24 protein-coding genes, 4 tRNA genes and 1 pseudogene are annotated in these 21,880 nt (G+C 66.3%); 13 read left to right on the top strand and 16 right to left on the bottom strand.

From position 1 onward, the window contains the following. The first annotated feature begins 176 nt into the window (after positions 1–176). Positions 177–788 (top strand): transposase, encoded by a 612-nt coding sequence (locus tag BW733_RS13740; RefSeq protein WP_237268207.1) that lies wholly within the window; start codon positions 177–179, stop codon positions 786–788. On the opposite strand, the gene BW733_RS13735 is transcribed toward BW733_RS13740, so the two are convergent. Further along, a complete protein-coding gene (locus BW733_RS13735) occupies positions 763–2,100 on the bottom strand; it encodes an ISL3 family transposase (protein WP_202970209.1) in 1,338 nt (445 codons plus the stop codon). The two genes, BW733_RS13740 and BW733_RS13735, sit on opposite strands and share 26 nt — an antisense overlap. Positions 2,101–2,223: 123 nt before the next feature. Between BW733_RS13735 and BW733_RS13730 the strand changes: the two are divergent. Further along, positions 2,224–2,778 (top strand): annotated as a pseudogene (locus BW733_RS13730) (ISL3 family transposase); the annotation flags it as partial. 68 nt (positions 2,779–2,846) lie between these two features. Here the strand turns inward: BW733_RS13730 and BW733_RS13725 are convergent. The 4 genes from BW733_RS13725 to BW733_RS13715 all read right to left on the bottom strand — a co-directional run bounded on the left by BW733_RS13725 (position 2,847) and on the right by BW733_RS13715 (position 5,364). Further along, positions 2,847–3,860 (bottom strand): tyrosine-type recombinase/integrase, encoded by a 1,014-nt coding sequence (locus BW733_RS13725; RefSeq protein ID WP_077350747.1) that lies wholly within the window; start codon positions 3,858–3,860, stop codon positions 2,847–2,849. 319 nt (positions 3,861–4,179) lie between these two features. Next, entirely contained in the window at positions 4,180–4,458 is a 279-nt protein-coding gene (locus BW733_RS19555; protein WP_237268414.1) for a dihydrofolate reductase family protein, read from the bottom strand. Positions 4,459–4,554: 96 nt separating this feature from the next. Then, positions 4,555–4,716 (bottom strand): dihydrofolate reductase family protein, encoded by a 162-nt coding sequence (locus BW733_RS19550; RefSeq protein ID WP_237268206.1) that lies wholly within the window; start codon positions 4,714–4,716, stop codon positions 4,555–4,557. A 72-nt stretch (positions 4,717–4,788) separates the two neighbouring features. Next, positions 4,789–5,364 carry a hypothetical protein gene (locus BW733_RS13715; RefSeq protein ID WP_047253612.1) on the bottom strand — a complete coding sequence of 192 codons (576 nt, stop codon included), beginning with the start codon at positions 5,362–5,364 and terminating at the stop codon, positions 4,789–4,791. A gap of 124 nt (positions 5,365–5,488) precedes the next feature. Here BW733_RS13715 and BW733_RS13710 point away from each other — a divergent pair, with 124 nt between their 5' ends. Together BW733_RS13710 and BW733_RS13705 are read left to right on the top strand one after the other, a co-directional pair. Further along, positions 5,489–6,856 carry an ISL3 family transposase gene (locus tag BW733_RS13710; protein ID WP_237268205.1) on the top strand — a complete coding sequence of 456 codons (1,368 nt, stop codon included), beginning with the start codon at positions 5,489–5,491 and terminating at the stop codon, positions 6,854–6,856. A gap of 63 nt (positions 6,857–6,919) precedes the next feature. Then, complete coding sequence (locus BW733_RS13705; RefSeq protein WP_077351179.1) at positions 6,920–8,221, top strand: ISL3 family transposase; 1,302 nt, start codon at positions 6,920–6,922, stop codon at positions 8,219–8,221. On the opposite strand, the gene BW733_RS13700 is transcribed toward BW733_RS13705, so the two are convergent. Together BW733_RS13700 and BW733_RS13695 are read right to left on the bottom strand one after the other, a co-directional pair. After that, a complete protein-coding gene (locus BW733_RS13700; protein WP_237268204.1) occupies positions 8,210–9,676 on the bottom strand; it encodes a DEAD/DEAH box helicase in 1,467 nt (488 codons plus the stop codon). The two genes, BW733_RS13705 and BW733_RS13700, sit on opposite strands and share 12 nt — an antisense overlap. A gap of 89 nt (positions 9,677–9,765) precedes the next feature. Further along, positions 9,766–9,966 (bottom strand): helix-turn-helix domain-containing protein, encoded by a 201-nt coding sequence (locus BW733_RS13695; RefSeq protein WP_047688041.1) that lies wholly within the window; start codon positions 9,964–9,966, stop codon positions 9,766–9,768. 330 nt (positions 9,967–10,296) lie between these two features. Between BW733_RS13695 and BW733_RS13690 the strand changes: the two genes are divergently transcribed. After that, complete coding sequence (locus tag BW733_RS13690) at positions 10,297–10,611, top strand: hypothetical protein (protein WP_237268203.1); 315 nt, start codon at positions 10,297–10,299, stop codon at positions 10,609–10,611. Between the two features lie 47 nt (positions 10,612–10,658). Here BW733_RS13690 and BW733_RS13685 read toward each other — a convergent pair. Together BW733_RS13685 and orn are read right to left on the bottom strand one after the other, a co-directional pair. Then, a tRNA-His gene (locus tag BW733_RS13685) sits at positions 10,659–10,734 on the bottom strand. Positions 10,735–10,826: 92 nt separating this feature from the next. Further along, the gene (gene orn / locus BW733_RS13680; protein WP_077351327.1) at positions 10,827–11,459 is read right to left on the bottom strand and encodes an oligoribonuclease; all 633 of its coding nucleotides are present in this window, start codon (positions 11,457–11,459) and stop codon (positions 10,827–10,829) included. Positions 11,460–11,519: 60 nt separating this feature from the next. On the opposite strand from orn, the gene BW733_RS13675 reads away from it, so the two are divergent. The 3 genes from BW733_RS13675 (at position 11,520) to BW733_RS13665 (ending at position 14,350) form a co-directional block, all read left to right on the top strand. Further along, positions 11,520–11,592: transfer RNA gene (locus BW733_RS13675), tRNA-Arg, on the top strand. A gap of 658 nt (positions 11,593–12,250) precedes the next feature. Then, on the top strand, positions 12,251–13,825 hold the full coding sequence (locus tag BW733_RS13670) for a DUF5979 domain-containing protein (RefSeq protein WP_077351325.1): 1,575 nt from the start codon (positions 12,251–12,253) through the stop codon (positions 13,823–13,825). A 102-nt stretch (positions 13,826–13,927) separates the two neighbouring features. Then, positions 13,928–14,350 carry a hypothetical protein gene (locus tag BW733_RS13665; RefSeq protein WP_077351323.1) on the top strand — a complete coding sequence of 141 codons (423 nt, stop codon included), beginning with the start codon at positions 13,928–13,930 and terminating at the stop codon, positions 14,348–14,350. A 78-nt stretch (positions 14,351–14,428) separates the two neighbouring features. Here the strand turns inward: BW733_RS13665 and BW733_RS13660 are convergent, their stop codons facing one another. Then, positions 14,429–15,685 carry an integrase catalytic domain-containing protein gene (locus BW733_RS13660; RefSeq protein WP_152024495.1) on the bottom strand — a complete coding sequence of 419 codons (1,257 nt, stop codon included), beginning with the start codon at positions 15,683–15,685 and terminating at the stop codon, positions 14,429–14,431. Between the two features lie 131 nt (positions 15,686–15,816). Further along, entirely contained in the window at positions 15,817–17,091 is a 1,275-nt protein-coding gene (locus tag BW733_RS13650; protein ID WP_202970180.1) for an integrase catalytic domain-containing protein, read from the bottom strand. A gap of 128 nt (positions 17,092–17,219) precedes the next feature. Here BW733_RS13650 and BW733_RS13645 point away from each other — a divergent pair. Further along, positions 17,220–17,292 (top strand) — tRNA-Lys (locus BW733_RS13645). A 64-nt stretch (positions 17,293–17,356) separates the two neighbouring features. On the opposite strand, the gene BW733_RS13640 is transcribed toward BW733_RS13645, so the two are convergent. Genes BW733_RS13640 through BW733_RS13630 form a run of 3 tightly spaced genes read right to left on the bottom strand, consistent with a single transcriptional unit; the run spans position 17,357 to position 18,912 of the window. After that, a complete protein-coding gene (locus BW733_RS13640; protein ID WP_077351321.1) occupies positions 17,357–18,256 on the bottom strand; it encodes a ribokinase in 900 nt (299 codons plus the stop codon). Between the two features lie 12 nt (positions 18,257–18,268). Continuing rightward, the gene (locus BW733_RS13635) at positions 18,269–18,565 is read right to left on the bottom strand and encodes a GroES family chaperonin (protein WP_077351319.1); all 297 of its coding nucleotides are present in this window, start codon (positions 18,563–18,565) and stop codon (positions 18,269–18,271) included. A gap of 23 nt (positions 18,566–18,588) precedes the next feature. Then, positions 18,589–18,912, bottom strand: coding sequence for a DUF3618 domain-containing protein (locus BW733_RS13630; RefSeq protein ID WP_077351317.1), 324 nt, complete (start codon positions 18,910–18,912; stop codon positions 18,589–18,591). 104 nt (positions 18,913–19,016) lie between these two features. On the opposite strand from BW733_RS13630, the gene bcp reads away from it, so the two are divergent. From bcp to BW733_RS19070, 3 genes are all read left to right on the top strand, one after another. Then, positions 19,017–19,496, top strand: coding sequence for a thioredoxin-dependent thiol peroxidase (gene bcp / locus BW733_RS13625; RefSeq protein WP_077351315.1), 480 nt, complete (start codon positions 19,017–19,019; stop codon positions 19,494–19,496). After that, positions 19,489–20,160: an IMPACT family protein gene (locus BW733_RS13620; protein ID WP_077351313.1), complete on the top strand. Its 672-nt coding sequence runs from the start codon at positions 19,489–19,491 to the stop codon at positions 20,158–20,160. Before bcp ends, BW733_RS13620 begins: the two co-directional genes overlap by 8 nt. Before the next feature lie 351 nt (positions 20,161–20,511). Beyond that, positions 20,512–20,718, top strand: coding sequence for a hypothetical protein (locus BW733_RS19070; protein ID WP_202970208.1), 207 nt, complete (start codon positions 20,512–20,514; stop codon positions 20,716–20,718). 7 nt (positions 20,719–20,725) lie between these two features. Here the strand turns inward: BW733_RS19070 and BW733_RS13610 are convergent, their stop codons facing one another. Together BW733_RS13610 and BW733_RS13605 are read right to left on the bottom strand one after the other, a co-directional pair. Continuing rightward, the gene (locus tag BW733_RS13610; RefSeq protein ID WP_237268202.1) at positions 20,726–21,109 is read right to left on the bottom strand and encodes an SRPBCC domain-containing protein; all 384 of its coding nucleotides are present in this window, start codon (positions 21,107–21,109) and stop codon (positions 20,726–20,728) included. After that, on the bottom strand, positions 21,072–21,434 hold the full coding sequence (locus BW733_RS13605; protein ID WP_077351311.1) for an ArsR/SmtB family transcription factor: 363 nt from the start codon (positions 21,432–21,434) through the stop codon (positions 21,072–21,074). Before BW733_RS13605 ends, BW733_RS13610 begins: the two co-directional genes overlap by 38 nt. A gap of 154 nt (positions 21,435–21,588) precedes the next feature. Between BW733_RS13605 and BW733_RS13600 the strand changes: the two genes are divergently transcribed. Continuing rightward, positions 21,589–21,670, top strand: a tRNA-Leu gene (locus BW733_RS13600). Positions 21,671–21,880 lie beyond the last annotated feature (210 nt).

The following is a 21,880-nucleotide window of genomic DNA, read 5'->3' as shown; positions in this document are numbered from 1 at the left end:
CCCTTGTGCGAAACGCTACCCCACCCTGCCTCGATACGTTCTGCCGACTGGATCGTCTCGGCCTGACCGTCACCGCGCAACGCGTCGAACCAGATCACACCGTCCTGCGATGCCGCCCCACCACCACCGCCGAGCCATGCCGCGGGTGCGGCCGGGACGGCGCCCGGCATGATGCGGTGCTGCGCCGGCTCGCGCACGTGCCGTTCGGCTGGAAGCCCACCATCCTGGAGATCGTCGTCCCTCGCTACCGGTGCGTACCGTGTCGACGGATCTGGCGTCACAGCATCACGGCGGCGGCGCCGTCGAAGGGGAAGCTGTCGCGTGACGCGATCATGTTGGCGGTCAAGCAGGTCGTGGTCGACCGGATGTCGATCGCCCGGGTCGCGGCCAACCTCGGCGTCGCCTGGAACACCGCCTCGGACGCGATCCTGGCCGCCGGCACCGAACTGCTCATCGACACCCCAGACCGGCTTGATGGGGTCACCATTGTCGGCGTCGATGAGCACGCGTGGCGACACACACGACACGGCGACAAGTACGTCACCGTCATCATCGACCTGACCCCGACAAGGACCAGAACCGGTCCCTCACGCCTGCTGGCCGTGGTCGAGGGCCGCTCGAAGCAGGCGTTCAAGACCTGGCTCGAAGCCCAGACCGACTCGTTTCGGAACCGAGTGGAGATCGTCGCGATGGACGGATTCACCGGCTACAAGAGCGCCGCCGTCGAAGCCATCGACACCGTCACCACCGTAATGTGGCTCTTCATACCTGCGGTGGGTCGAGGTTGAGTCCGCCGCCGATGAGGAGCATGCGTAGTCGGTAGTTCTCGCGGTTGCGGAAGCCTCTGGCGATGCGTCGGTGGAGCTCGATGAGCCCGTTGATGCTCTCGGTGCCGCCATTGGATGCGCGGCCGGTGTCGAAGTAGGCCAGGAAGGCGTCTTTCCACTGTCTGAGGGTGCGGCCGAGTCGGGCGATCTCGGGGATCGGGCAGGAGGGGAACCCGTCGACGACTTGCTCGGCAATCTGGCGGCCCTTGGCTGGGTCGGGGTGGGCGTAGGCGGCTCGAACCTTCTGGGCGCACTGCCAGGCGACGTGGACGGCGTCGTGGCGGTCATCGGCGGCGATCGCCGCGGCGAGGCGGGCGTGTTGCTTGTCTGTGAGCCGTTCGGCCGCGCAACGCAGGATGTTACGGATCCCGTAGAGCGGGTCGCCGGAACGACCCCGGTGGCCGTGGATCTCCTGCTGCACGCGGCGGCGGACCTCATCTACGGCCCGGCTGGCCAGAGCGACCACATGAAACGCATCAAGGACGGCGGTGGCGTCGGCGGGCTTGTCGTCGATGGCGTTCTTGTAGCCGCGGAACGGGTCCAGGGTGGCGACCTCGACCCCGGCCTTGAACCCCTTCCCGCGCTGGTCGAGCCACGTCTTGTACACGGTGCCCGAACGTCCCGGCACCAGATCGAGCAGCCGGGCATGGACGCGTCCGTCCTTGTCACGAGTGAGGTCGACCATGCCGGTGAGCTCCTTGGGGCCACGCTTGCGGGGGCTCACGTGGTGCCACAGGTGCTCATCCACCCCAAGCGTGGTCACGCCGGCGAACCGGGACTCATCAGCGGCGGCACGCTGCAGGATCGGCTCGATGCTGGTCCACACAGTCCGCCACGTGGTGGCCAACTGCCGAGCCAGCCCGGCGATGCTGGCGTGCTCGCGTCGGACCTGCTCGGTCGCCCAGCGACACGCCCGGGTGGTGAGCATCGCGCGTGGCTTGGCGATCTGTTCGTCCTGCTCGGTGAACACCCCTACGGGACAGGACGGCTCGGGACACGTCCACGTGCGTTTGCGCCAACGCACGCGTGTCGGGGCTCCGAAGCAGGGGATGTCGACCAAGGTGAGCGTCCGTCGGCCATGGCTGCGGGCTACCACCCCGCAGGTCGGGCAGCCCATCATCGCTGGTGGGGACTCGACCTCGACCACCAGCCCGGCAGGTCGCCGGTCCACTCCGATGACGTGCACGCCGGGCAAGCCGACCAGACGGTCACAGTTGTCGCAGTAGGCGTCGTCATGGGGGCAGCGCGCAGCACACGTCGTAGGCTCAGACACAGTCGGGGTCCTCGGTGGATAAGAAGCTTGGTAACTCCTGATCCTGAGGGCCCCGACCCCTACCTCAGCCCACCCCGCTCACCCGGCGTGTCGCCCCCGACCCACCGCAAGTACGAAGAGCCCGTAATGGATCCGTATCATGTCGTGGCCCTGGTCGGTGACAAGCTCGACCGCTGCAGGCAACGCATCCAGCAAGAGACACTGGGGCATCGGGGCCGCTCCGGTGACCCGCTCTACGGCATCCGACGCGTCGCCCGCACCCGCGCTTCGCTGCTCACAGAGAAGCAGCAGCACCGGCTCGCGAAGGTCCTCGCCGACGAGCGGCATGTCGCGTTCGAGGTCACCTGGAGCATCTACCAGGACGTGATCGACGCCTACCAGGCCCCCGACCCAGCCGAGGGGAAGAAGATCATGACCCGGGTGATCGACGCCATCAAGGCCGGGGTTCCCGCCGGCCTCGACGAGCTCCGCTCGCTCGGGCAGACGATGAAACGGCGCCGCGATGACATCCTCGCGTTCTTCGACCACCCCGGCACCTCGAACGGCCCCACCGAAGCGATCAACGGATTGCTCGAACACCTCCGCGGCACAGCCCGAGGCTTCCGCAGCATCGTCAACTACGTCGCTTATGCGGAATTCCGCATAAGCTATGGTATGTCGACCTCGGGGTTATGTTGACCGACGTCGTGGGGTGCCTGTTCCAGTGCGGGTTGGGGCCTGAGCCGATCAACATAACCGTGCGGGGTTCAGCGGTTCTTGAGGAACGCGATGAGAGCGTCCGAGGCTTGGTAGCGGGCCGGTGGCCGCTCATCGACGGCGGGGACGCGTTCCAGGGTTCGTCGTTTGAGTTCGAGGTCGGCGTGGAGGTAGATCTGCGTGGTCTGGATGTTCGAGTGCCCGAGCCAGAGCGCGATGCTCGCGGTGTCGATCCCGGCGTGCAGCAGGCTCATTGCGCAAGTGTGCCGCAGCGTGTGGGGCGTGACGTTCTTCTCGGCCAAGGAAGAACACCGTCCGACCGCGGCAGCGGTATGACGGGCGATGAGCTTGCCGACCGCAGCCCTGGTCAGTGGCGTCCCGGCGTGGGTCGGGAACAGTGGCCCGTCCGGTACGGGTGGAAGCTCGCCGAACCAGGCGTTGAGGAGTTGGACGGTGTTCTTCTGGAGTGGGATCACGCGTTGCTTGCGGCCCTTGCCGATGCATTCGAGCTGGCTGTGCGGGCCGATCTGGATGCTGTCGATGTGCAGGCTGGTCAGCTCGCTGACGCGGAGTCCGGTTTGGATGCCCAGGTGCAGCAGGAGCCGGTCTCGGCGCCCGAGCCAGGTGCCGGTGTCCGGGGCTGCGATGAGGGCTTCGGCTTCGGCAGCGGTCAGGAACGACACGAGGGTGGTCTTGGTGCGTTTCGCGGGGATCGCGAGGACTTGGCTGATCGTTGCGATCGCGTCGGGTGCCCGGTAGCTGGCGTAGCTGAAGAACGACCGCAGCGCGGCCCGGCGGGCGTTGCGGGTCGCGGCGGAGTTGCCGCGCTCGGTTTCCAGATGCTGGAGGAATCCGCCGATCAGGTCCGCGTCCAGATCGGCCAGGGTCAACGCCGACGGGGCGATCCCGGTGGCCTGCTGGGCGTAGGTCAGCAGGAGCCGGAACGTGTCGGCGTAGGCAGCAGCGGTGCCCTCTTGCGTGGACCGTTCCCGCAGCAGCCACGCTTCGAACTCGTCCAGCACGTCCCGCGCGTCAGCGCGGCACTGATCACGATGAATCACCATCTTGGTCCTCCTGACCCGAAGCCAGGCGATCCCAACGATCGCCCGGTCAGATCAAGCGAACCCCGACCCGAGCATTCATCGTTATGTTGACCGGATCAGGCCCCAACCCGCACTGGAACAGGCACCCCACGACGTCGGTCAACATAACCCCGAGGTCGACATACCGTCGCCAGATGCCTACTCGACGCTGGCGGGTTCAGACCCCTGATCCACTCACTTCTGTGAAGAGCCGATTAAGCTATCACTTTCCAGTCTGTCAAGTGATCGATTCTGTGGATCACTTCCTGCCTGCGCGCGAGTCTGCGGCGGATTTCAAGATCTACGGGTGAGGCGTCTCTCGGAGTACCCGGTATCGAATGCAAATGAAATCGCGATTGCGAGCGTGGTCAATGATTTCGAGTTGCAGATTTCGCGGAAGGAGAGGCTGGCCGGAACCAAGTGTTACCGGCGCGAACTGTACCCAGACTTCGTCGAGTAGCTCAGCATCTGCGAACTGGCCAGCAAGGTCGCCACCGCCCACCACCCAAATATCTTTTCCCTGCGCAGCTAGGACGGCCTCTGCGTGAGCCTGCGTCACTGAACCCTGAACAAAGCGGATATCTGCGCCTTCTGGAACGGGCAGGTCGCGATGAGTGAATACCCAGACCGGCTGCTCGTAGCCCCACTCATCTTGGTTGCTCAGTAGCCACTCATACTAGGAAGCACCCATGAAGAGAGCGCCAATTCCTTTCACGAACTCTGGGTATGCCATGGGGCCTTCGAAATCGAAGTCCTGCTTGAACAGCCACTCAAGGGAATGCTCGGGGGTGGCGATGAACCAGTCGAGGCTTGAAGCAGTATAGAAGTGGGTGGTCATGGGAGCGCACCTTTCTTGCGATGTTCTGGAAATCAGGGTCAGAGTTCTGCATCATTGAGCGCAAGCCGCAAGTTATATGGATTCCTCGTCCCTTCGATGCCAGGCAAACCAGGCGACCACACAGAAGGCTGCGAGCATGACGAGGTCAGCGATGAACGCAACTGGGACAGATCGAGATATCCGCGCAACCGGGAACGCAGCCGCCGCAAATACCAACGACACAGCGCTCCAGCGGGGCGTGAGCCCGGTCCACCAATGCATTGCGCCCAAGGACAAAAGCGCGACCGGAAAGAGCGGTCCGGCCAGAATCAGCACAATAGCCACCGGGAGTGGGTAGATGTCGAAAGTAGCTAGCGAGCGAAACTCGGTGATACCGAACACACTCTCAAACACGCCTTGCAGCCCGAACGCGACGGTGCCGAACATGCCGATCAGCACCAGAAGCATCCATAGCCCCGACAGAAGGGGAAACCGGGGGCGGAGGGCGTTGTATTCCCCAATGAGTCCGTACACCCAGGGCACGGCGGCTATGGCAATGAGAAGCCCGCCGGTCACTCCATAGTGTCCGTCGATCCAGAAGAGCGGTGACAGGGCGAACAGCAAGGGTCCGATAATCAGACCAAGGCTTTCCAAACGGCGTACCACCATGCCCAAAGAGTAACACGGCTCTTCCCAATCGAGGGTGGGTGGGTGACGGCGCGGGCTGAGCGTTGAGGAGCCTTGTCGCCGCGAGGATGTGGGTGTCGAATCCCATCCAGCAACAACAAGGCCCATGTCTGACGCTACCTCAACGACGCCCGCCTGCCCGCCGGTCACCAGCCCGGATCTGACCACCTTCGCTCGGGTTGACGCCCTCGGGCTGCGGGTCGACGCCCAGCAGATCTGGCCGGACAAGGCGATCCTGTTCTGCTCGCTCGTCACCGTCGATGACCGATGTCCCCGCTGCGGCGCTGGGGGCCGGGTGCACGACCAGGTGCTACGCCGGTTCACCCACCTGCCCGTGGGCCGACGGCCGACGTGGCTGTCGGTCCGGGTGCCCCGGTTCCGCTGCGATGGGTGTGGGCGGGTGTGGCGGCATTCGCTGAAGACGGTGGCCCGACCGCGGTCGAAGCTGACCAGGGCCGCGGACTGGTGGGCCCTGTGCCAAGTCGTGCTCGATCACACCCCGATCAGCGGTGTCGCCGCCGTGCTGGGCATCAGCTGGGACACCGCCCACATGGCCGTGACCGACGTCGGGACCCAGCTCCTCATCGACCACCCGGGACGGCTCGACGGCGTCGAGGTCGTCGGCGTCGACGAGCACGCTTGGCGACACACCCGCAAGGGCGACAAGTACGTGACCGTGATCATCGACCTCACCCCGATCCGGGACGACACCGGCCCCGCCCGGCTGCTGGACCTGGTCGAGGGTCGCTCGAAGAAGGCGTTCAAGACCTGGCTGGAGGCTCAGACCGACCAGTTCCGGGCCCGGGTCGCCATCGTGGCGATGGACGGCATCACCGGCTTCAAGACCGCCGCCGCCGAAGCCGTCCCCGACGCCACCGCCGTGATGGACCCCTTCCACGTGGTCGCGTTGGCGGGCGACAAGCTGAACGCCACCCGACAACGCGTCCAACGTGAACTCACCGGCGGCCGCGGCCGAGCCGATGATCCGCTCTACAAGGCCCGACGTACCCTGCGCACCGGCCGGGCGCTACTCACCGACAAGCAGAAGGCCCGCCTGTCAGCACTGTGGGCCATCGATGAAGCAGTCCCCCTCGAGGTCACCTGGCTGACCTACCAAGACATCATCGACGCCTACCGACACCCCGACGCCGACGTCGGGAAGAAGCTGCTCACCTCGGTGATCGACCGGATCAAGACCGCTGTCCCGGCCGGGCTGGAAGAGCTCGCCCAACTCGGCAGGACACTCGAAAAGCGACGCGACGACATCCTGGCGTGGTTCGACCACCCCGGCTCCAGCAACGGACCCACCGAAGCCATCAACGGCCGGCTCGAACACCTCCGCGGCATCGCGCTCGGCTTCCGCAACCTCGTCAACTACCGGCTCAGATCACTGGCTCTTCACAGAAGGCAGTGGAGCCAAGGGCGGCATCTGAGCGACCCGGCTCGGTGGCGCTCCGGAGGGTCGGGCTGGTAGTGGGGGCCCTCGGGTTGGCAGGATGAAGGTGTCTAAGCCACATCTGAAAACCCAAGGGCCCTTGTGCGAAACGCTACCCCACCCTGCCTCGATACGTTCTGCCGGCTGGACCGTCTCGGGCTGTCCGTGACCGCCCAGCGCGTCGAACCCGACCACACAGTGCTGCGCTGCCGCCCCACCACACCGCCATCGCCGTGTCCGGGCTGCGCCGGGCCGGGCGTCCGGCACGATGCGGTGCTGCGCAGGTTGGCGCATGTGCCGTTCGGGTGGAAGCCCACGATCCTGGAGGTGGTCGTCCCTCGCTACCGGTGCGTACCGTGTCGACGGATCTGGCGTCACAGCATCACGGCGGCGGCGCCGTCGAAGGGGAAGCTGTCGCGTGACGCGATCATGTTGGCGGTCAAGCAGGTCGTGGTCGACCGGATGTCGATCGCCCGGGTCGCGGCCAACCTCGGCGTCGCCTGGAACACCGCCTCGGACGCGATCCTGGCCGCCGGCACCGAACTGCTCATCGACACCCCAGACCGGCTTGATGGGGTCACCATTGTCGGCGTCGATGAGCACGCGTGGCGACACACACGACACGGCGACAAGTACGTCACCGTCATCATCGACCTGACCCCGACAAGGACCAGAACCGGTCCCTCACGCCTGCTGGCCGTGGTCGAGGGCCGCTCGAAGCAGGCGTTCAAGACCTGGCTCGAAGCCCAGACCGACTCGTTTCGGAACCGAGTGGAGATCGTCGCGATGGACGGATTCACCGGCTACAAGAGCGCCGCCGTCGAAGCCATCGACACCGTCACCACCGTAATGGATCCGTATCATGTCGTGGCCCTGGTCGGTGACAAGCTCGACCGCTGCAGGCAACGCATCCAGCAAGAGACACTGGGGCATCGGGGCCGCTCCGGTGACCCGCTCTACGGCATCCGACGCGTCGCCCGCACCCGCGCTTCGCTGCTCACAGAGAAGCAGCAGCACCGGCTCGCGAAGGTCCTCGCCGACGAGCGGCATGTCGCGTTCGAGGTCACCTGGAGCATCTACCAGGACGTGATCGACGCCTACCAGGCCCCCGACCCAGCCGAGGGGAAGAAGATCATGACCCGGGTGATCGACGCCATCAAGGCCGGGGTTCCCGCCGGCCTCGACGAGCTCCGCTCGCTCGGGCAGACGATGAAACGGCGCCGCGATGACATCCTCGCGTTCTTCGACCACCCCGGCACCTCGAACGGCCCCACCGAAGCGATCAACGGATTGCTCGAACACCTCCGCGGCACAGCCCGAGGCTTCCGCAGCATCGTCAACTACGTCGCCAGATGCCTACTCGACGCTGGCGGGTTCAGACCCCTGATCCACTCACTTCTGTGAAGAGCCCTGGTCTGCCTGTTCCTCGAACTGGGCGCGTTCCTCGTCGGTCGTTTCCTCTTCGAAGTCCTCGAAGTCGTCGACCGAAAACGCGGGTAGTGCGTCGCTTCCGAAATCGAGCGTGGTCTTGCCCGTGGTCCATTCGTCGATGTGTGAGGCGATAGAGGTGCGGAAGCGGGCATCGTCGGTGATGCGCTGCATGTCGCGCAGTTTCGTGTCGAGGCGCTGCTGGCGTCGTTCCAGGGATCGCAGGATCGCTTCGGGGCTGGAGGCGAGGCGGCGTTGCAGCACGGTGAGCGCGAACCCGACGTTGTTGCCGCGCTTCTTGTCCCCGGCCTGGGCGATCCGCTCAGCACGCCCCATCTCGGTGCGGACGTAGTTGGTGACCTGTTCGTAGAGGTCTCGCTCGGCGGGGCTCAGCTCGTACTCGACGGTGTAGGCCTTGCGTTCGGGGAACAGTGGCTTGCCCTCGAAGGTGAGCAGGTCTTCTTTCACCATGCGGCGCATCAGGCCGTGGGTGTCGGTACGGTGCACGCCTTGCCGGTACTGGCCCTCGAAGCGGTCGCGGTCCAGCAGCGACATGAACAGTTGGAAGTCCTCTTCCTTGCCCGCGTGCGGGGTCGCGGTCATCAACAGAAAGTTGTGTGCCGTCTCTGACAGCAGGCGGCCGAGTTTGAAGCGCTTGGTTTCATCGACCTCGCCCGCCCACGAGGAGTAGTGGGCAGACATGCGATGGGCCTCGTCAACGACGGCGACATCCCAGGTGACCTCGCCGAGTTGCTCGGTCAGGTCTTCGCTACGGGAGAGCTGGTCCATGCGGGCGATCAGGAACGGGTGCTCAGCGAAGACGTTGCGGCCCTGGGCGTCATCGACCATCTGGCGGCTGAAGATTTCGAAGCGCAGGTCGAACTTCTGGCTGAGCTCCTCGCGCCACTGCTCCACGAGCCCACCCGGGGCGACGATGATCGCGCGCTCGCAGTCCGAGCGCAGGATCAACTCCTTCAGGTACAGCCCGGCCATGATCGTCTTGCCCGCGCCGGGGTCGTCGGCCAGCAGGAACCGCAGCGGGATGCGCGGCAGCAGTTCCTCGTAGACCGCGCGAATCTGGTGCGGCAGCGGGTCCACGTCCGAGCTGTTGACCGCGACCATCGGGTCATACAGCGCCGCGTACTTGATCCGGAGCGCCTCGGCTGCGAGCCGGAACTCGTCCGGATCGGCATCGTAGGCGGGGGCGGAGTCAAAGTCGCCCGCGACCTCGAACCGTGCCGCGTCGGCATCGGTGATCGCGCGTGCTCCGCTGCGACCGGAGTCGTCGCGGTAGAAGACCTCGAACAGCTCGGCGTCGATAGGGTCGATGGCGATCAGGGTGACCGTCTGCCCCGGCACCAAGCCCCGGAGGCGCTGGCCCGCGCGAAGCGTCGCGAGCGTCAACGTTGCGTCGGTCGTCGCTTCTGTCACGAGGTGCCTCCTTCCGATTTTGGGCAGTGAATCAGGATATGGGGTGCCACTGACAAAGTGTCGACGGCGGCGCGAAGCAAGCGATGCGCTCACCCGGGCGGGGAGGGTTCGGAGTCGGCGGCAGCGCCACCTCGTCGCACCCAGTCGTCGATCTCGCTGGCTTGGAACTTCCAGAGGCGTCCGACCTTGTGGGCGGGCATGGCCTTCTCGGCGATCCAGGTGTAGACGGTGTCTTTGGTGACCCCGAGGTGGGCGGCGATGTCGTCTGCGGACAGCCACGGCTCAGCCACGATGCTCCTCCCTCGCTCTATGGCCCAGGCAGGCCAACACTCCCGATGATACCGGCGGACGTACGGCTTGAGTCGGGTCTCTCTGGGCGTGGCCGGACGATATGGTGTTGTCGGGCCTGGTGCTGGTGGTCACGACCGCGCCGGGTGCGTCGAGGATCGCGTTGATGACGCCCACACCCTCTGTTGGAACACCGACCCCGACCGGTGGCAGAACGGAGTGACCGCCTGGCTCAAGGCGCGTGTCCCACGCTGATCGGCAGAACGGAGCGACCGCACTCGGCACTCACCGCGACCCTTCGCGCCCGACGCCGCAAAGGCGGGCCGGTCGCCGTGTTCGACCCCCAACACCTCGCCGAAGGCATCCCGGCAGGGCTGCGCTGGTCACCCATCCGCGGCTGCGACGATCCGTTGACCGCGATGATCCGCGCCAACGGACTCGCCGCCGCCACCGGTCTCAGCGCCGGAGGAGTCGAGTCCGGCGGGTTCTGGGAAGGCAAGACCCGCACCGCACTCCAAAGCCTGCTGCACGCCGCCGCGCTCGACGGTCGTCCACCGGCCGAGCTGTTCAGGTGGACCCTCGACCCCAGCGCCGCGTCCGAGGCCGTCGCGATCCTCAACTGTCTGGCCTCCATGCCGACGCACTGAGCTGGGCCGCGGAGGACCCTTGGTCGCAAGTTCACACCTGACCCGTTTGGGGTGAGTAACGGGACTTGAACCCGCGACATCCTGGACCACAACCAGGTGCTCTACCAGCTGAGCTATACCCACCATCGTCGTCGACCTGAGTCGATGACCTGAGAAGAATAGCGCACGGTTGCCGGGGGTGGAAAATCGAGGTTTCCGGGCCCCGCGGGGTGCGCTCAGGCCTGGGCCGGGGCCTCTCCCGTGTTGCCGGTCAGGGCGCCGCGGTGCTTGGCGGCGATGGCCCGCAACTCCGGGGTCGTCGGGCCGGGGGGCGCCACGAACATCGCCTCGCGGTAGTAGCGCAGCTCCTCGATCGACTCCTGGATGTCGGCGAGCGCCCGGTGGTTGCCCGTCTTGGCTGGCGCCTGGTATTGGATCTTGGGGAACCAGCGCTTCGCGAGCTCCTTCAGCGAGGAGACGTCGACGTTGCGGTAGTGGACCCACTCCTCCAGCTCGGGCATGTCGCGCGCGAGGAAGGCACGGTCGGTGCCAATCGTGTTGCCTGCCAGCGGCGCCTTGCGCGCGACGGGGACGAACTCGCGGATGTAGTCGAGGGCGGCCCTTGTGGCCTCCTCCATGGTGACCCCCTCGGACAGCTCGTCGAGGAGGCCGGAGTTGGTGTGCATCTCGCGGACGAAGTCGCCCATGTTGGCGAGCTGCTCGTCGCTCGGCTTGATGAGGACGTCGACTCCGTCACCCAGCACGTTGAGGTCACCGTCGGTGACGAGCACCGCAACCTCGATGAGCGCGTCGTTGACTAGGTCAAGCCCGGTCATCTCGCAGTCGATCCACACCAGATTCTCTGTCATGGCGACCAATCTAGGCGTCGCGGAGCCACCCGTGCCAGCGGGCTACACTGTTGGGGCCCAGCCCCAGTGGCGCAATGGATAGCGCAACGGCCTTCTAATCCGTCGGTTGCAGGTTCGAGTCCTGCCTGGGGCGCCTTGCGGGAGCGGGTTGACGGTTGCCCAGCCCACACCTGTGACAGCCATTGAGACAGCCGTCGTCACCCAGGAGGCCGTGGCGGGGTTCCGCGCAGGATTGCCAGTTCTGTACTGGCCTGCGCCTGCTCCGGGCTCCTGGTGTCGGGTTCACCCACAGCGCCGCGCCTGCGCTGGCACGAGGTTCCCAGGGAACTGCTTCACGGGACAGGTAGACCCCGACACCTCGGGTCCAGATTTCACGGATCGAGCACCGTCGCCGGACGGTCACACGGAAGCGATCTTGCCAGCGGCGACGTTATCCACAGACGCGTAACTGTCCGTTTTCTGCTAGAAACAACCTTTCCACGCGGGGAGCCGACCGGCCTCCGACCATTCGTAGTAGAAGATGTTCCCGAACTGCTGAAAATGCCCCCCTCGGGTAAACTATCCATCTGGCAAGACGGGCCTGTCGCTCTGACGCGCCTGCTGAGCCCCTCGGGGCGCTGACGTCCCCGAGACGTCCACATAGGGGGAGAAAACATGTTTTCAGGAAAGGGCACGCGCCGGATCAGCGTGCTCACCGTGATCGGTACCACCCTGGTGGGGCTGCTCGCGCTGCTCGGGCTGTCCGCAGCCAACGCGCGCCGCCCTACACCACGGAGGCGACGATCACCTCGATGAAGTTCACACAGGAGAGCGCCACCACGTGGTCACGGGCAGAGCTCGTCGGCACCTGGTCGCTCCCCGACAACCCGGCGCCCACCGCCGGCCTGGAGGTCGAACTCCCGGAGGGTCTGCGGGGCGTGAAGACGTCGTTCCCGATGATGTCTGACGCGAAGGGCACCACGCCCTCGGTCCAGATGGGCACGTGCTACGTCGAGGACACCAGGCTGTTCTGCGACATCGACGACGACTACATCGCCGAGAACCCGCTGAACCTGCGGGGCACGTTCAAGTTCTGGGTCCAGGTCACCACCGAGACCACGACCGACACCCAGGTGACCTACACGTTCGACGACGTCGAGGCGACGCTGACCGTCGTTCCGCCCAAGACCGGAGGCACCTGCCCCGAGAACTGCGAGTTCACGGGCCGGGGCAACGGCAAGTGGGGCGGTTGGGACTACGAGACCAACGCCATCGTCTGGACGGTTGCCGTCGAGGCAGGCCCGAACGGCGCAGAGGGCGGCGAGACGATCATCGTCAAGGACACCCCGGGAGCCGGGCAGGACCTGATCCCCGCGCGCTCCGCCGTCGTCTTCGAGACCAACGAGGTCCGCCCGAACAGCGCAGGCTACTGGCGCCCGACCAACTGGCAGGTCAAGCCGGAGTCGGAGTACACCATCAACGCCGCCCGTGACCAGGTCACGATCGTCGCCGAAAAGGGCTACTTCTACGAGATCAAGTTCGTGACCCAGCCCACCGACCTGACGCTTGAGACCTACGAGAACGAAGCGACGGTCGGCACCGAGGAGGAGAAGACGGTCACCGCCCAGCAGCGCAACGTCGGCGGCTCCGCCACCGGCATCGGCGAGAACGTCGGCCGCTTCGCCGTCACCAAGACCGTCGACGGTCCGGACGTGAACGTCGACGACGTCGACTTCTCAGTCACCTACACCGTCACCCCGCCCGAGGGCGAAGGCGAGCCTGTCACCGACACGTTCACCTTCAAGGCCGGCCAGACCTGGACGAGCGAGGACTTCCCCCGCAACTCGACCGTCAAGCTGTCTGAGGCCACGCCGTCGGCGCTGCCGAACGCCTCGTGGGGCACCCCGGTGTTCTCCGAGTCGGAGTTCACGCTCAAGGGCGGCACCCTCTCCGAGATCACCCTGACCAACCCGCTCGCCCTGAAGACGGGCCAGTTCGAGGTCAGCAAGCTGCTCGCCGGTGACGCCGCGTCAAAGGTTCCCGCGGACACCACCTTCACGATCGACTACTCCTTCCCCGCCGGTGACGGCTTCGAGGCGGGCTCCGGCTCGCTCGAGGTCAAGGCCGGCGAGAAGGCGACCAGCCCCGAGCTTCCCGCGGGCGCTGTCGTGTCGATCAGCGAGAAGACCCCGGTCGCCATTACCGGCACCGTCTGGGGCGACATCGTCATCGACAACGTCAACTTCACCGTCGCCGCAGGCGACACCACCGACGTCGTCGTGACCAACACCATCAACGACGTGCCCACGCCGTCGCCGAGCCCCTCGCCGACCCCGTCGCCGAGCCGTCCCCCGGTCAAGCCCGGACTGCCGTCCACCGGACGCTGAGCTGACTGACCGACGAACCGCCCCCGGCCATCCGGGGGCGGTTCTCCTTCTCCGGACGATCCCCTCGTGGGATGATCGACCTCCCACGATCTGAGGAGCACCATGGCAAAGACAAACCCCGGCTTCTCCGAGGAGGAGAAGAAGGCGATGAAGGAACGCGCGGCCGAGCTGCGCGCGTCGAAGAAGGCCGACGCCTCGGAGAAGGCCATGTTCGCCAAGATCGACGAACTGCCCGAGCACGACCGCGCGATCGCGCTTCGCCTGCATGAACTGGTCAAGCAGGTCGCCCCGCAGCTGGTCGGCAAGACCTACTACGGGATGCCCGCCTGGGCCAACGCCCACGGGAAGAACGTGATCTTCCTGCAGCCCGCGTCCAAGTTCGACTACCGCTACTCCACGGTCGGATTCGAGGAGGCCGCGAGGCTCGACGAGGGCAACATGTGGCCCACCCACTACGCCCTGCTCGAGCTCACCGAGACGGAGGAGGCCCTCATCATCGAGCGCCTCCGCAAGGCCACAGAGTGACGATCGTGGTACCTCACTGTCAAGTCCCCGCGAAATGGTAGGCCTTACCTCAGATATTTTTCCCCGTGAAAACAAGGGTTAGCTGGCCCGGGTTTTGAGGCCGGCGGGGTCGGGTGCCTTCCATGCGATGTGTTGTTCGAGACGGGCTGTCTTTCGGCCTGCGAGTCGGGTGAGCTCCTGTTGGATCTCGGTGATGCGTCGTTGCATTGCGACGGGTTTGAGGGTGGCCTTGTAGGCGGCTAGTTCTGTTTCCTGGGCGGGGTTGAGGACCCCGGCGGCCAGGAGCCTCTGGTAGGGGGAGCGTGGCTTGTCGTAGAGGCGTTTGCGGCGCCCTACGGTGTCGGTGGCCCAGCCTTCGGGTTTCTTCGTGGGGGTGAAGAAGTTGAGCCGGTCGTTGACCAGCGGCCATAGCTGGTTGAGTAACGCGAGTTCGGTGGCGGTGTCGTAGCGGTGGTAGAAGCCGTAGCGGCGCACGAGGTGGTTGTTCTTCGATTCGATGGTGGCTTGATCGTTTTTCTTGTAAGGCCGCGACCGGGTGAAGAACACCTCTCGTTGGCCGGCCCAGCCGATCAGGTCGTGGTTGATGAACTCCGAGCCGTTGTCACAATCGATCCCGGTGACCGCGAACGGGACCTGGGCGATGAAGTGGTCGAACGCGGTCCGGATGTGGAGGTGGGCGTTGTTGCGGATGGAGTAGGTGAAGCTCCAGCCGGTGTGCATGTCGGTGAAGTTCACGCTGCGGGCGAACTCGCCCTTCAGCGTGGGGCCGCAGTGGGCCACGGTGTCGACTTCGAAGAACCCGGGTTCGGCTTCGACCTCGTCACCGGCTTTACGCACGGTGATCGAGTTTCGTAGCAGGCTGCCGGGCTTGGTGGCGGTCTTTCCTCGGATCGGGTCCTTCGCCCGCGCCGGTGCGAGGTACCGGTCGATCGTGGCCGCCGACATCGATTCCAGCTCGGCCCTGACCTCGGCGCTGTAACGGTCCTGGCTAGGCACCAGTTCGCCTTCGGCTTCCATCGCATCGATCAGATCGCTCATGGATGCGGCGAGGTACTGCCCGCAGCTGCCCCCCGAGGCCGCCCATACCCGCTGCAGGATCAGCCTGGCGTCGTAGGAGTACTTACACGCCTTGGTCTTGCGCCGATCGATCACCGCGACCGTCGCGGTGGCCCGTCCCGGGGCCTGTTTCAACCGGGCCACCAACTGCTGGCGGGCATGGTCACGGTTCCAGCCGGTGATCTCGACCACGTGGTCGAGGATCTGGGACTTGCCCTTCTTCGGGGCCGCGGCATAGGCCTTGGCGTACTTCTTCGTGATCTCGACTCGGGCTGCCATCGACAGCTTCTCTCCAACCTCCACACCCCATCGTGGCCGGTCACTGTTTCCCGGGGAAAAGTATGTGAGGTACGGCCCCTTCGTTCGCGGGGACTATGTATGAGTGTCGTCGACGATCCCGTTGCCTCATGTCAAGATGCCCGCTTGGTTTGAGTCGTTGCCTCATCTGAAGATGCCCGCGTGATTTTGGTGCGGGAGAGGTAGACGTGGTTGCGTTTCGCGCGTCGCTGGACGGCTCCGCGGCGTTTGGCGAGGTCGAGCAGGTTGCCTTGGATCACAGCGATCTGGTCGCCGAGTTCGATGGGGTCGACGGTGTCGAGGCGGTCGTGGAGGGCAGCGTGCTCGGCTGGGGTGAGCGTGTCGGGGTGGTCGCGAAGGAGCCGGTCGGCTGGTGTGGTGGCGGTGTCGTGGCGTTTGGTGACTTTCGCGCCGGTGCGGGTTTTCGAGATCAGTTTCTGGCTGGGCATCAGCAGGTTGTTTCGGGTGTTCCAGGCGGGCCAGAGGTGGTTGAGGAGGTCAAGTTCGCGGGCGGTGTCGTAGCGCCAGTAGCCGACGGCGCGGCGCACGATCGACCAGTTCTTTTGCTCGATGTGGGCTTGGTCGTTGGAGTGGGAGGGCCGGCCGCGGGTGAAGGTGATCTGGCGCAGGTTGCAGTAGCGGGAGAGGTGGTGGTTGATGAACTCGGATCCGTTGTCGGAGTGGATTCCCAGGATCAGGAACGGGAACCGGCCGATGAGTTGGTCGAGGCCAGCGGCGACGATGCGTTCGCCTTTGGAGCGCACGGTGCAGGTTTCGGTCCAGCCGGTGGCGATGTCGGTGGCGTTGAGGCTGTAGTGGAAGGTGCCGTTGTTGTCGCCGCCTTCGTGGCCGACCAGGTCGATCTCGATGAACCCGGGTTCGGTGTCGTTCCACTCGGCCCAGGTCTTGAGCGGAATCGAGGACTTCAACAACGAGCCGGGTTTGGTGTGGGCGATGCCTTTGGCAGCGATCAGTCCGGTGCGGTAGGGCTGCAGGTGCCGGTCCATGGTGGCCGGTGACATGGCCAGGAGCTGGTCACGGACCTCGACGCTCATGTCGAGTCGGTCGAGGCGTTCCAGCGCGGCCAGCAACCGTGGCAAGGCGGCTGCGAGACGTTTCGAGGCGATCCCGTCGAGCATGGCCCAGCACCGCACCAATGCTTCGGTGACGTGTGTGTCGTAGCGCCTGATCGCCTCTCGGGGTTTGCGGGGCCCGGGCATCTGACCGGTCGCGGCGCGGCGCAGCATCTTGCGGGCATGATCGCGATGCCAGCCGGTGACCTGGACCACCGCGTCCAGAATCGCGGCCTTCTCCGCCTTGGTCGCCTTCGTCCATGCCTTCGCCTGGGCCGTGGTGATCGCTTTGCGCTGGGCCATCGTCAACTCCATCCTCGTAGCGTGCCGCTACGCGGGCATGTTGAGATGAGTCAACGAATCGACCTACGCGGGCATCTAGCGTGAGTCAACTCGACGATTGGACAAGCGGCACGAGAGCACTCTAAAGTTATCTCTCGCGCGCACCACTAGCTCAACTGGCAGAGCAGCTGACTCTTAATCAGCGGGTTCAGGGTTCGAGTCCCTGGTGGTGTACGAAGCAAGGCCCCGACGACCACGTCGGGGCCTGTGCCATTCCCGGCATCGCCGGGTCACGCGGTCACACCTGGGGCAGCTCGGTACCGACCGCCGGGTAGGAGGCCTGGGCGCCCTCGTACTGGACCGTGTAGGCCGCGAACCGGCTGGCGTAGGCCGCGGCGTCGAGAAGCGCGTCCCCGGCCGCCAGACGCGCGGAAAGGGCGCCGCAGAACGCGTCGCCTGCGCCGACGGTGTCGACCGCCCTGACCTTCGGGGACGGCACCTCGGTGACCGACTCCCCCTCGGCGACAAGCGATCCGGCCGAGCCGACCGTCATGACGACCGTCGCCACACCTGCGGCCCTCAGCCCGGCCACGATCTCCCGCGGCTCGGTCAGCTCGGCGCCGCCCAGTTGGACGAGCGCGGCCGCGCCCTCGTGCTCGTTGACGACGAGCGGGTCAGCGCCCAGCAGCACGGACGGATCGACCTCGATCACCGGGGCGAGGTTCACCACGAGCCGGCCCGTGGCCAGGCGTGCGGCTGCGAGGTTGCTCTCGGCGGAGATCTCGCCCTGGAGCACGACCACCGACGCGGCTGCGATGACGTCGGCCCAGCCCTCCACCATGGTTGGCGTCACCTCAGCGTTGGCGCCCGGGACAACGACGACGGTGTTCTCCCCCTCCGCATCCACGCTCACGACGGCCAGGCCGGTCGGGCCCGCCACCTGCTGCACGTGCGAGAGGTCGACCCCGGCGTCCTCGAGCCGGGTCGTCGCGACCGAGCTGGCGGCGTCGTCACCGATGGCTCCAGCCATGACGGTGTCCGCACCGGCGAGCGCGGCGGCGCAGGCCTGGTTCGCGCCCTTGCCGCCCGGAGAGAAGGTTCCGCCGCCGGCGAGCAGCGTCTCTCCGGGAAGGATGTGACGCTGCAGCAACAGGTGCAGATCGACGTTCAGGGATCCGACTACGACGACGTCGCCCACTTCTGGTTCCTCCTACAGGTACAGGCCGGTTCCGGTGTCTGCCACGTTGTCAGACGCCACGGCATGGATGTCGCGCTCCCGAAGCAGCACGTAGGTCTTCGCCTGGAGCTCGACCTCTGCGCGCTCCTCCGGGTCGAAGAGGACCCGGTCGTCGGCCTCGACGGCCCGCACATTCGGGCCGATCGCGACCACCTTCGCCCAGGTGAGACGTCGTCCCATCTGGACGGTCGCCGGGATCAGGATGCCGCTCGAGGACCTGCGCTCGCCCGCGGCGGCGTCCACGTCGACCAGGACGCGGTCGTGCAGCATCCGGATGGGCAGGCCAGCGTCACTCACTTCTCGAGGGCCCGGCGCTGGGCCGTCGTCAGTACGCGCCGGTTGGCGACGGAGTTGAGCGTCACTGCGAAGGCGATCACGCCGAGCACCGCTCCGCCGACGATGAGGAGCTTGTTGAGATCCCACCCGCCGTCCTCGTCGCGCAGCGGCGCTGTGACAGACTCGAACTCGGTCTTCACGAACTGCTTGACCTGCTCGACGCCCTCCCGGGCGAGGTTGGCAGGCTTCATGGATTCGACCAGGTCTGCGGTGGCTTCGGACAGCTTCGCCCGGTTGGCCGCAAGGTCGGCGCGGATCTGCTCCACGGATCGGTTGCCCATGGCAATCTCCTTCGAACTCTCGTGCCCCCAGCCTATTCACCCCCGCCAGTTCACGCCAGCAACCCCGCACTACCAGCGGTTCCACCACCGATACACTTGCCCCCATGACTGCACGACTGACGACCGGTTCCACCGCGCCCGCCTTCACGCTGCCCGATCAGGACGGCAAGGATGTCTCGCTCGCGGACTTCGCAGGCCGCACCGTCATCCTCTACTTCTACCCGGCCGCGATGACGCCGGGCTGCACCACCCAGGCCGTCGACTTCTCAGAGGCGCTGCCCGCGTTCCAGGAGGCCGGCTTCCAGGTGCTCGGCTGCTCCCCCGACCCCGTGGAGAAGCTGGCGAAGTTCACCGAGCACTCCAGCATCGGCTTCACCCTGCTCGCCGATCCTGACAAGGACGTCCTGAACGCCTACGGCGCATACGGTCCCCGCAAGCTCTACGGCAAGGAGATCGAGGGCGTGCTCCGCTCCACCTTCGTGATCGACGTCGACGCCGAGGGCGTCGGAACCGTCCGCGTGGCCCAGTACAACGTCAAGGCGACCGGCCACGTGGCGAAGCTCCGCCGCGAGCTCGGTGTCTGACCGGTTCCTCACCATTGACGCCGCCCCTGGAGCCGGGGCGGACGTCGAGCTGGAGATCCGCCGCTCGCGCTTCCTGACCCGCATCCGACGCGTCAGGAGCGAGGACGAGGCCCGCGCCGTCATCGAGGAGCGGCGCTCCACCCTGTTCGACGCGCGCCACCACTGTTCCGCCTTCATCCTCGGGCCCGACGGCCGCACAGCCCGAAGCTCCGACGACGGGGAGCCGGCCGGAACCGCAGGGATCCCCATGCTGACGGCGCTGCAACGAGGCGGCCTCACCGATGTCGTCGCCGTCGTCACCCGCTACTTCGGGGGCGTCAAGCTCGGGGCGGGCGGCCTCGTGCGCGCCTACACCGACGCCGTCGCCCAGGCGATGGACGCCACAGGCCTCCGCGAGGTCCGGCTCAACACGATCCTGCGCATCGACGTCGACTTCGCGTCGGCCGGGGCGATCGAGGACCAGCTGCGCGGCCTCGTGCTCCTGTCAGGGACCGCCCTCGTCGTGGACGGTGTGGAGTGGTCGGATCGCGCCCACATCCGGGTCGCCGTCCCCTCCAACTCGGTCGGCGAACTCGACACCGCGCTCGCCGGCCTCTCCGCGGGCAGCCTCTCCGCCGTCCCGGTCGACCAGCGGTGGACCGACGTCGGACGGGTCTCCGCGTGAGGTTGTCCCTGGATCCCCTGACCCGCCGGTGGTGGCGGATCGTCGGACGACCCGTCGACCTGGACGGGGAACACGCCTGGCTCGACGCCCCACGAGCCGCACCAGCCACGTCGACGACCAGGCATGGATCGCCGAATGGGCCGAGCGGATCGGCGGGACGGCGGTGCTCGGTGGGTCTGACGCCGGCCTGATTCCGGCCATGGAGGCGCTCGACGGGCCGGGCCTCGACGTCTCGCGGTTGCTGGCGCCGGTGCAGGACTTCTACGAGCACACCTCGCGGTGGCACCTGGATGTGTGGGCCGAATGGAGCCCGCTGTTCTGGCCCGCAGGAGAACTCGTCTCGCGTCTCCTTTGCTGGACTCGCCCCCTGGCGGCTTCGGTGAGGACGGCGCCTACGTCCTCGTGCGTTTCGGCGGGCGTCACTTCGCGGCGCGGGTGCCGCTGCACGAGTCGTTCCACCTCTATCTCGACGGCGAGGGGGTGCTGCGGACCAACCACGTGCTGAGGCTCTGGCGCCGCACGGTGGTGCGCCTGCACTACAAGCTGGTCCGCAGCTGACCCCGGCTCAGCCCTGATCCTCGGCGAGCAGCGCCTCGAGCTTGTCGTAGCCCTCCTGCACGCCGGTCTCCATCCCGGAGGCGAGCCAGCCGTCGCGGGCCTCGAAGCTGTCGCACAGCGACTCGCCGATCAGCCGCGTGGTGCCGTCACCGAGGTCCTCGAAGCGCAGCGTCTCCAGCGAGACGGCGTCGGGCATGCCCTCCCAGGTGAAGGTCTGGACGATGCGGTCCTCGCGGACGGTGTGGAAGCAGCCACGGAAGCCGTACTCCTCGTCGCCGCGCCTGTGGATGTAGCGCCAGCTTCCGCCGTCGCGGGCGTCCCATTCGATGCCTGGGGATAGCGCGTGGTGGTGCTCATGACACCGCTCCTTCCTGGAGTCCCCCGGCCTCACCGGGGGCATCGTTGAGTTCGGCGAGGACGTCGGCGAGACGGCTGTAGCGGGCCTCGGCCTCGCGTCGGTAGCGCTCGATCCACTTCGTCATGAGGTCGAACACGTTGGCCTCGAGGTGGACGGGACGGCGTTGCGCGTCCCTGCCCCGCGTGACGAGCCCTGCCCCCTCGAGCACCTTGAGATGCTTCGAGACGGCCTGGACGGTGACGTCGTAAGGCTCGGCGAGCTCGCCGACGGTCGCGTCGCCCGCTGCGAGCCGGGCGACGATGTCGCGCCGGGTCGGGTCTGCCAGCGCCGCGAAGACCTTCGACAGTTCGTCCGCCATGACTTCCTTCTCAACCGATTGGTTGAATACAAGCCTGCGCCCTCCACGGGCTCTTGTCAACCATCTGGTTGATTAAGTTTCGGCGGACGCGCGTCGGCTGGTTGGCCGGGTCGCACGGTCGTGGCCCTAGAATGGCGAGGCCCCATCGGGGCGGGCCGAAGTGGTGGAATTGGCAGACACGCAGGATTTAGGTTCCTGTGCCTTCGGGCGTGAGGGTTCAAGTCCCTTCTTCGGCACCGGGTCAAAGATGATCTGACTTAACGTAACGCCTCCCGACAGCGAAACCGTCTGCGAGTCATGCAACACACGTGCGACAAGCTCGGTTGGGAAGGCGCCCAAGAACGATGTCCGACACCACCAACGAGATGAGCACCGCCGAGGCCGCTCGCCTACTGCGGATCCATCCCAAGACCGTCCTGTTCTATCTGTGCGTTACCGGGTAACGT

Origin of the sequence: Tessaracoccus flavescens (genome assembly GCF_001998865.1) — a bacterium.
Taxonomy (GTDB): Bacteria; Actinomycetota; Actinomycetes; order Propionibacteriales; family Propionibacteriaceae; genus Arachnia; species Arachnia flavescens.
Note: the sequence above shows the minus strand (reverse complement) of the source record. Positions and strands in the feature narration are given on the sequence as shown.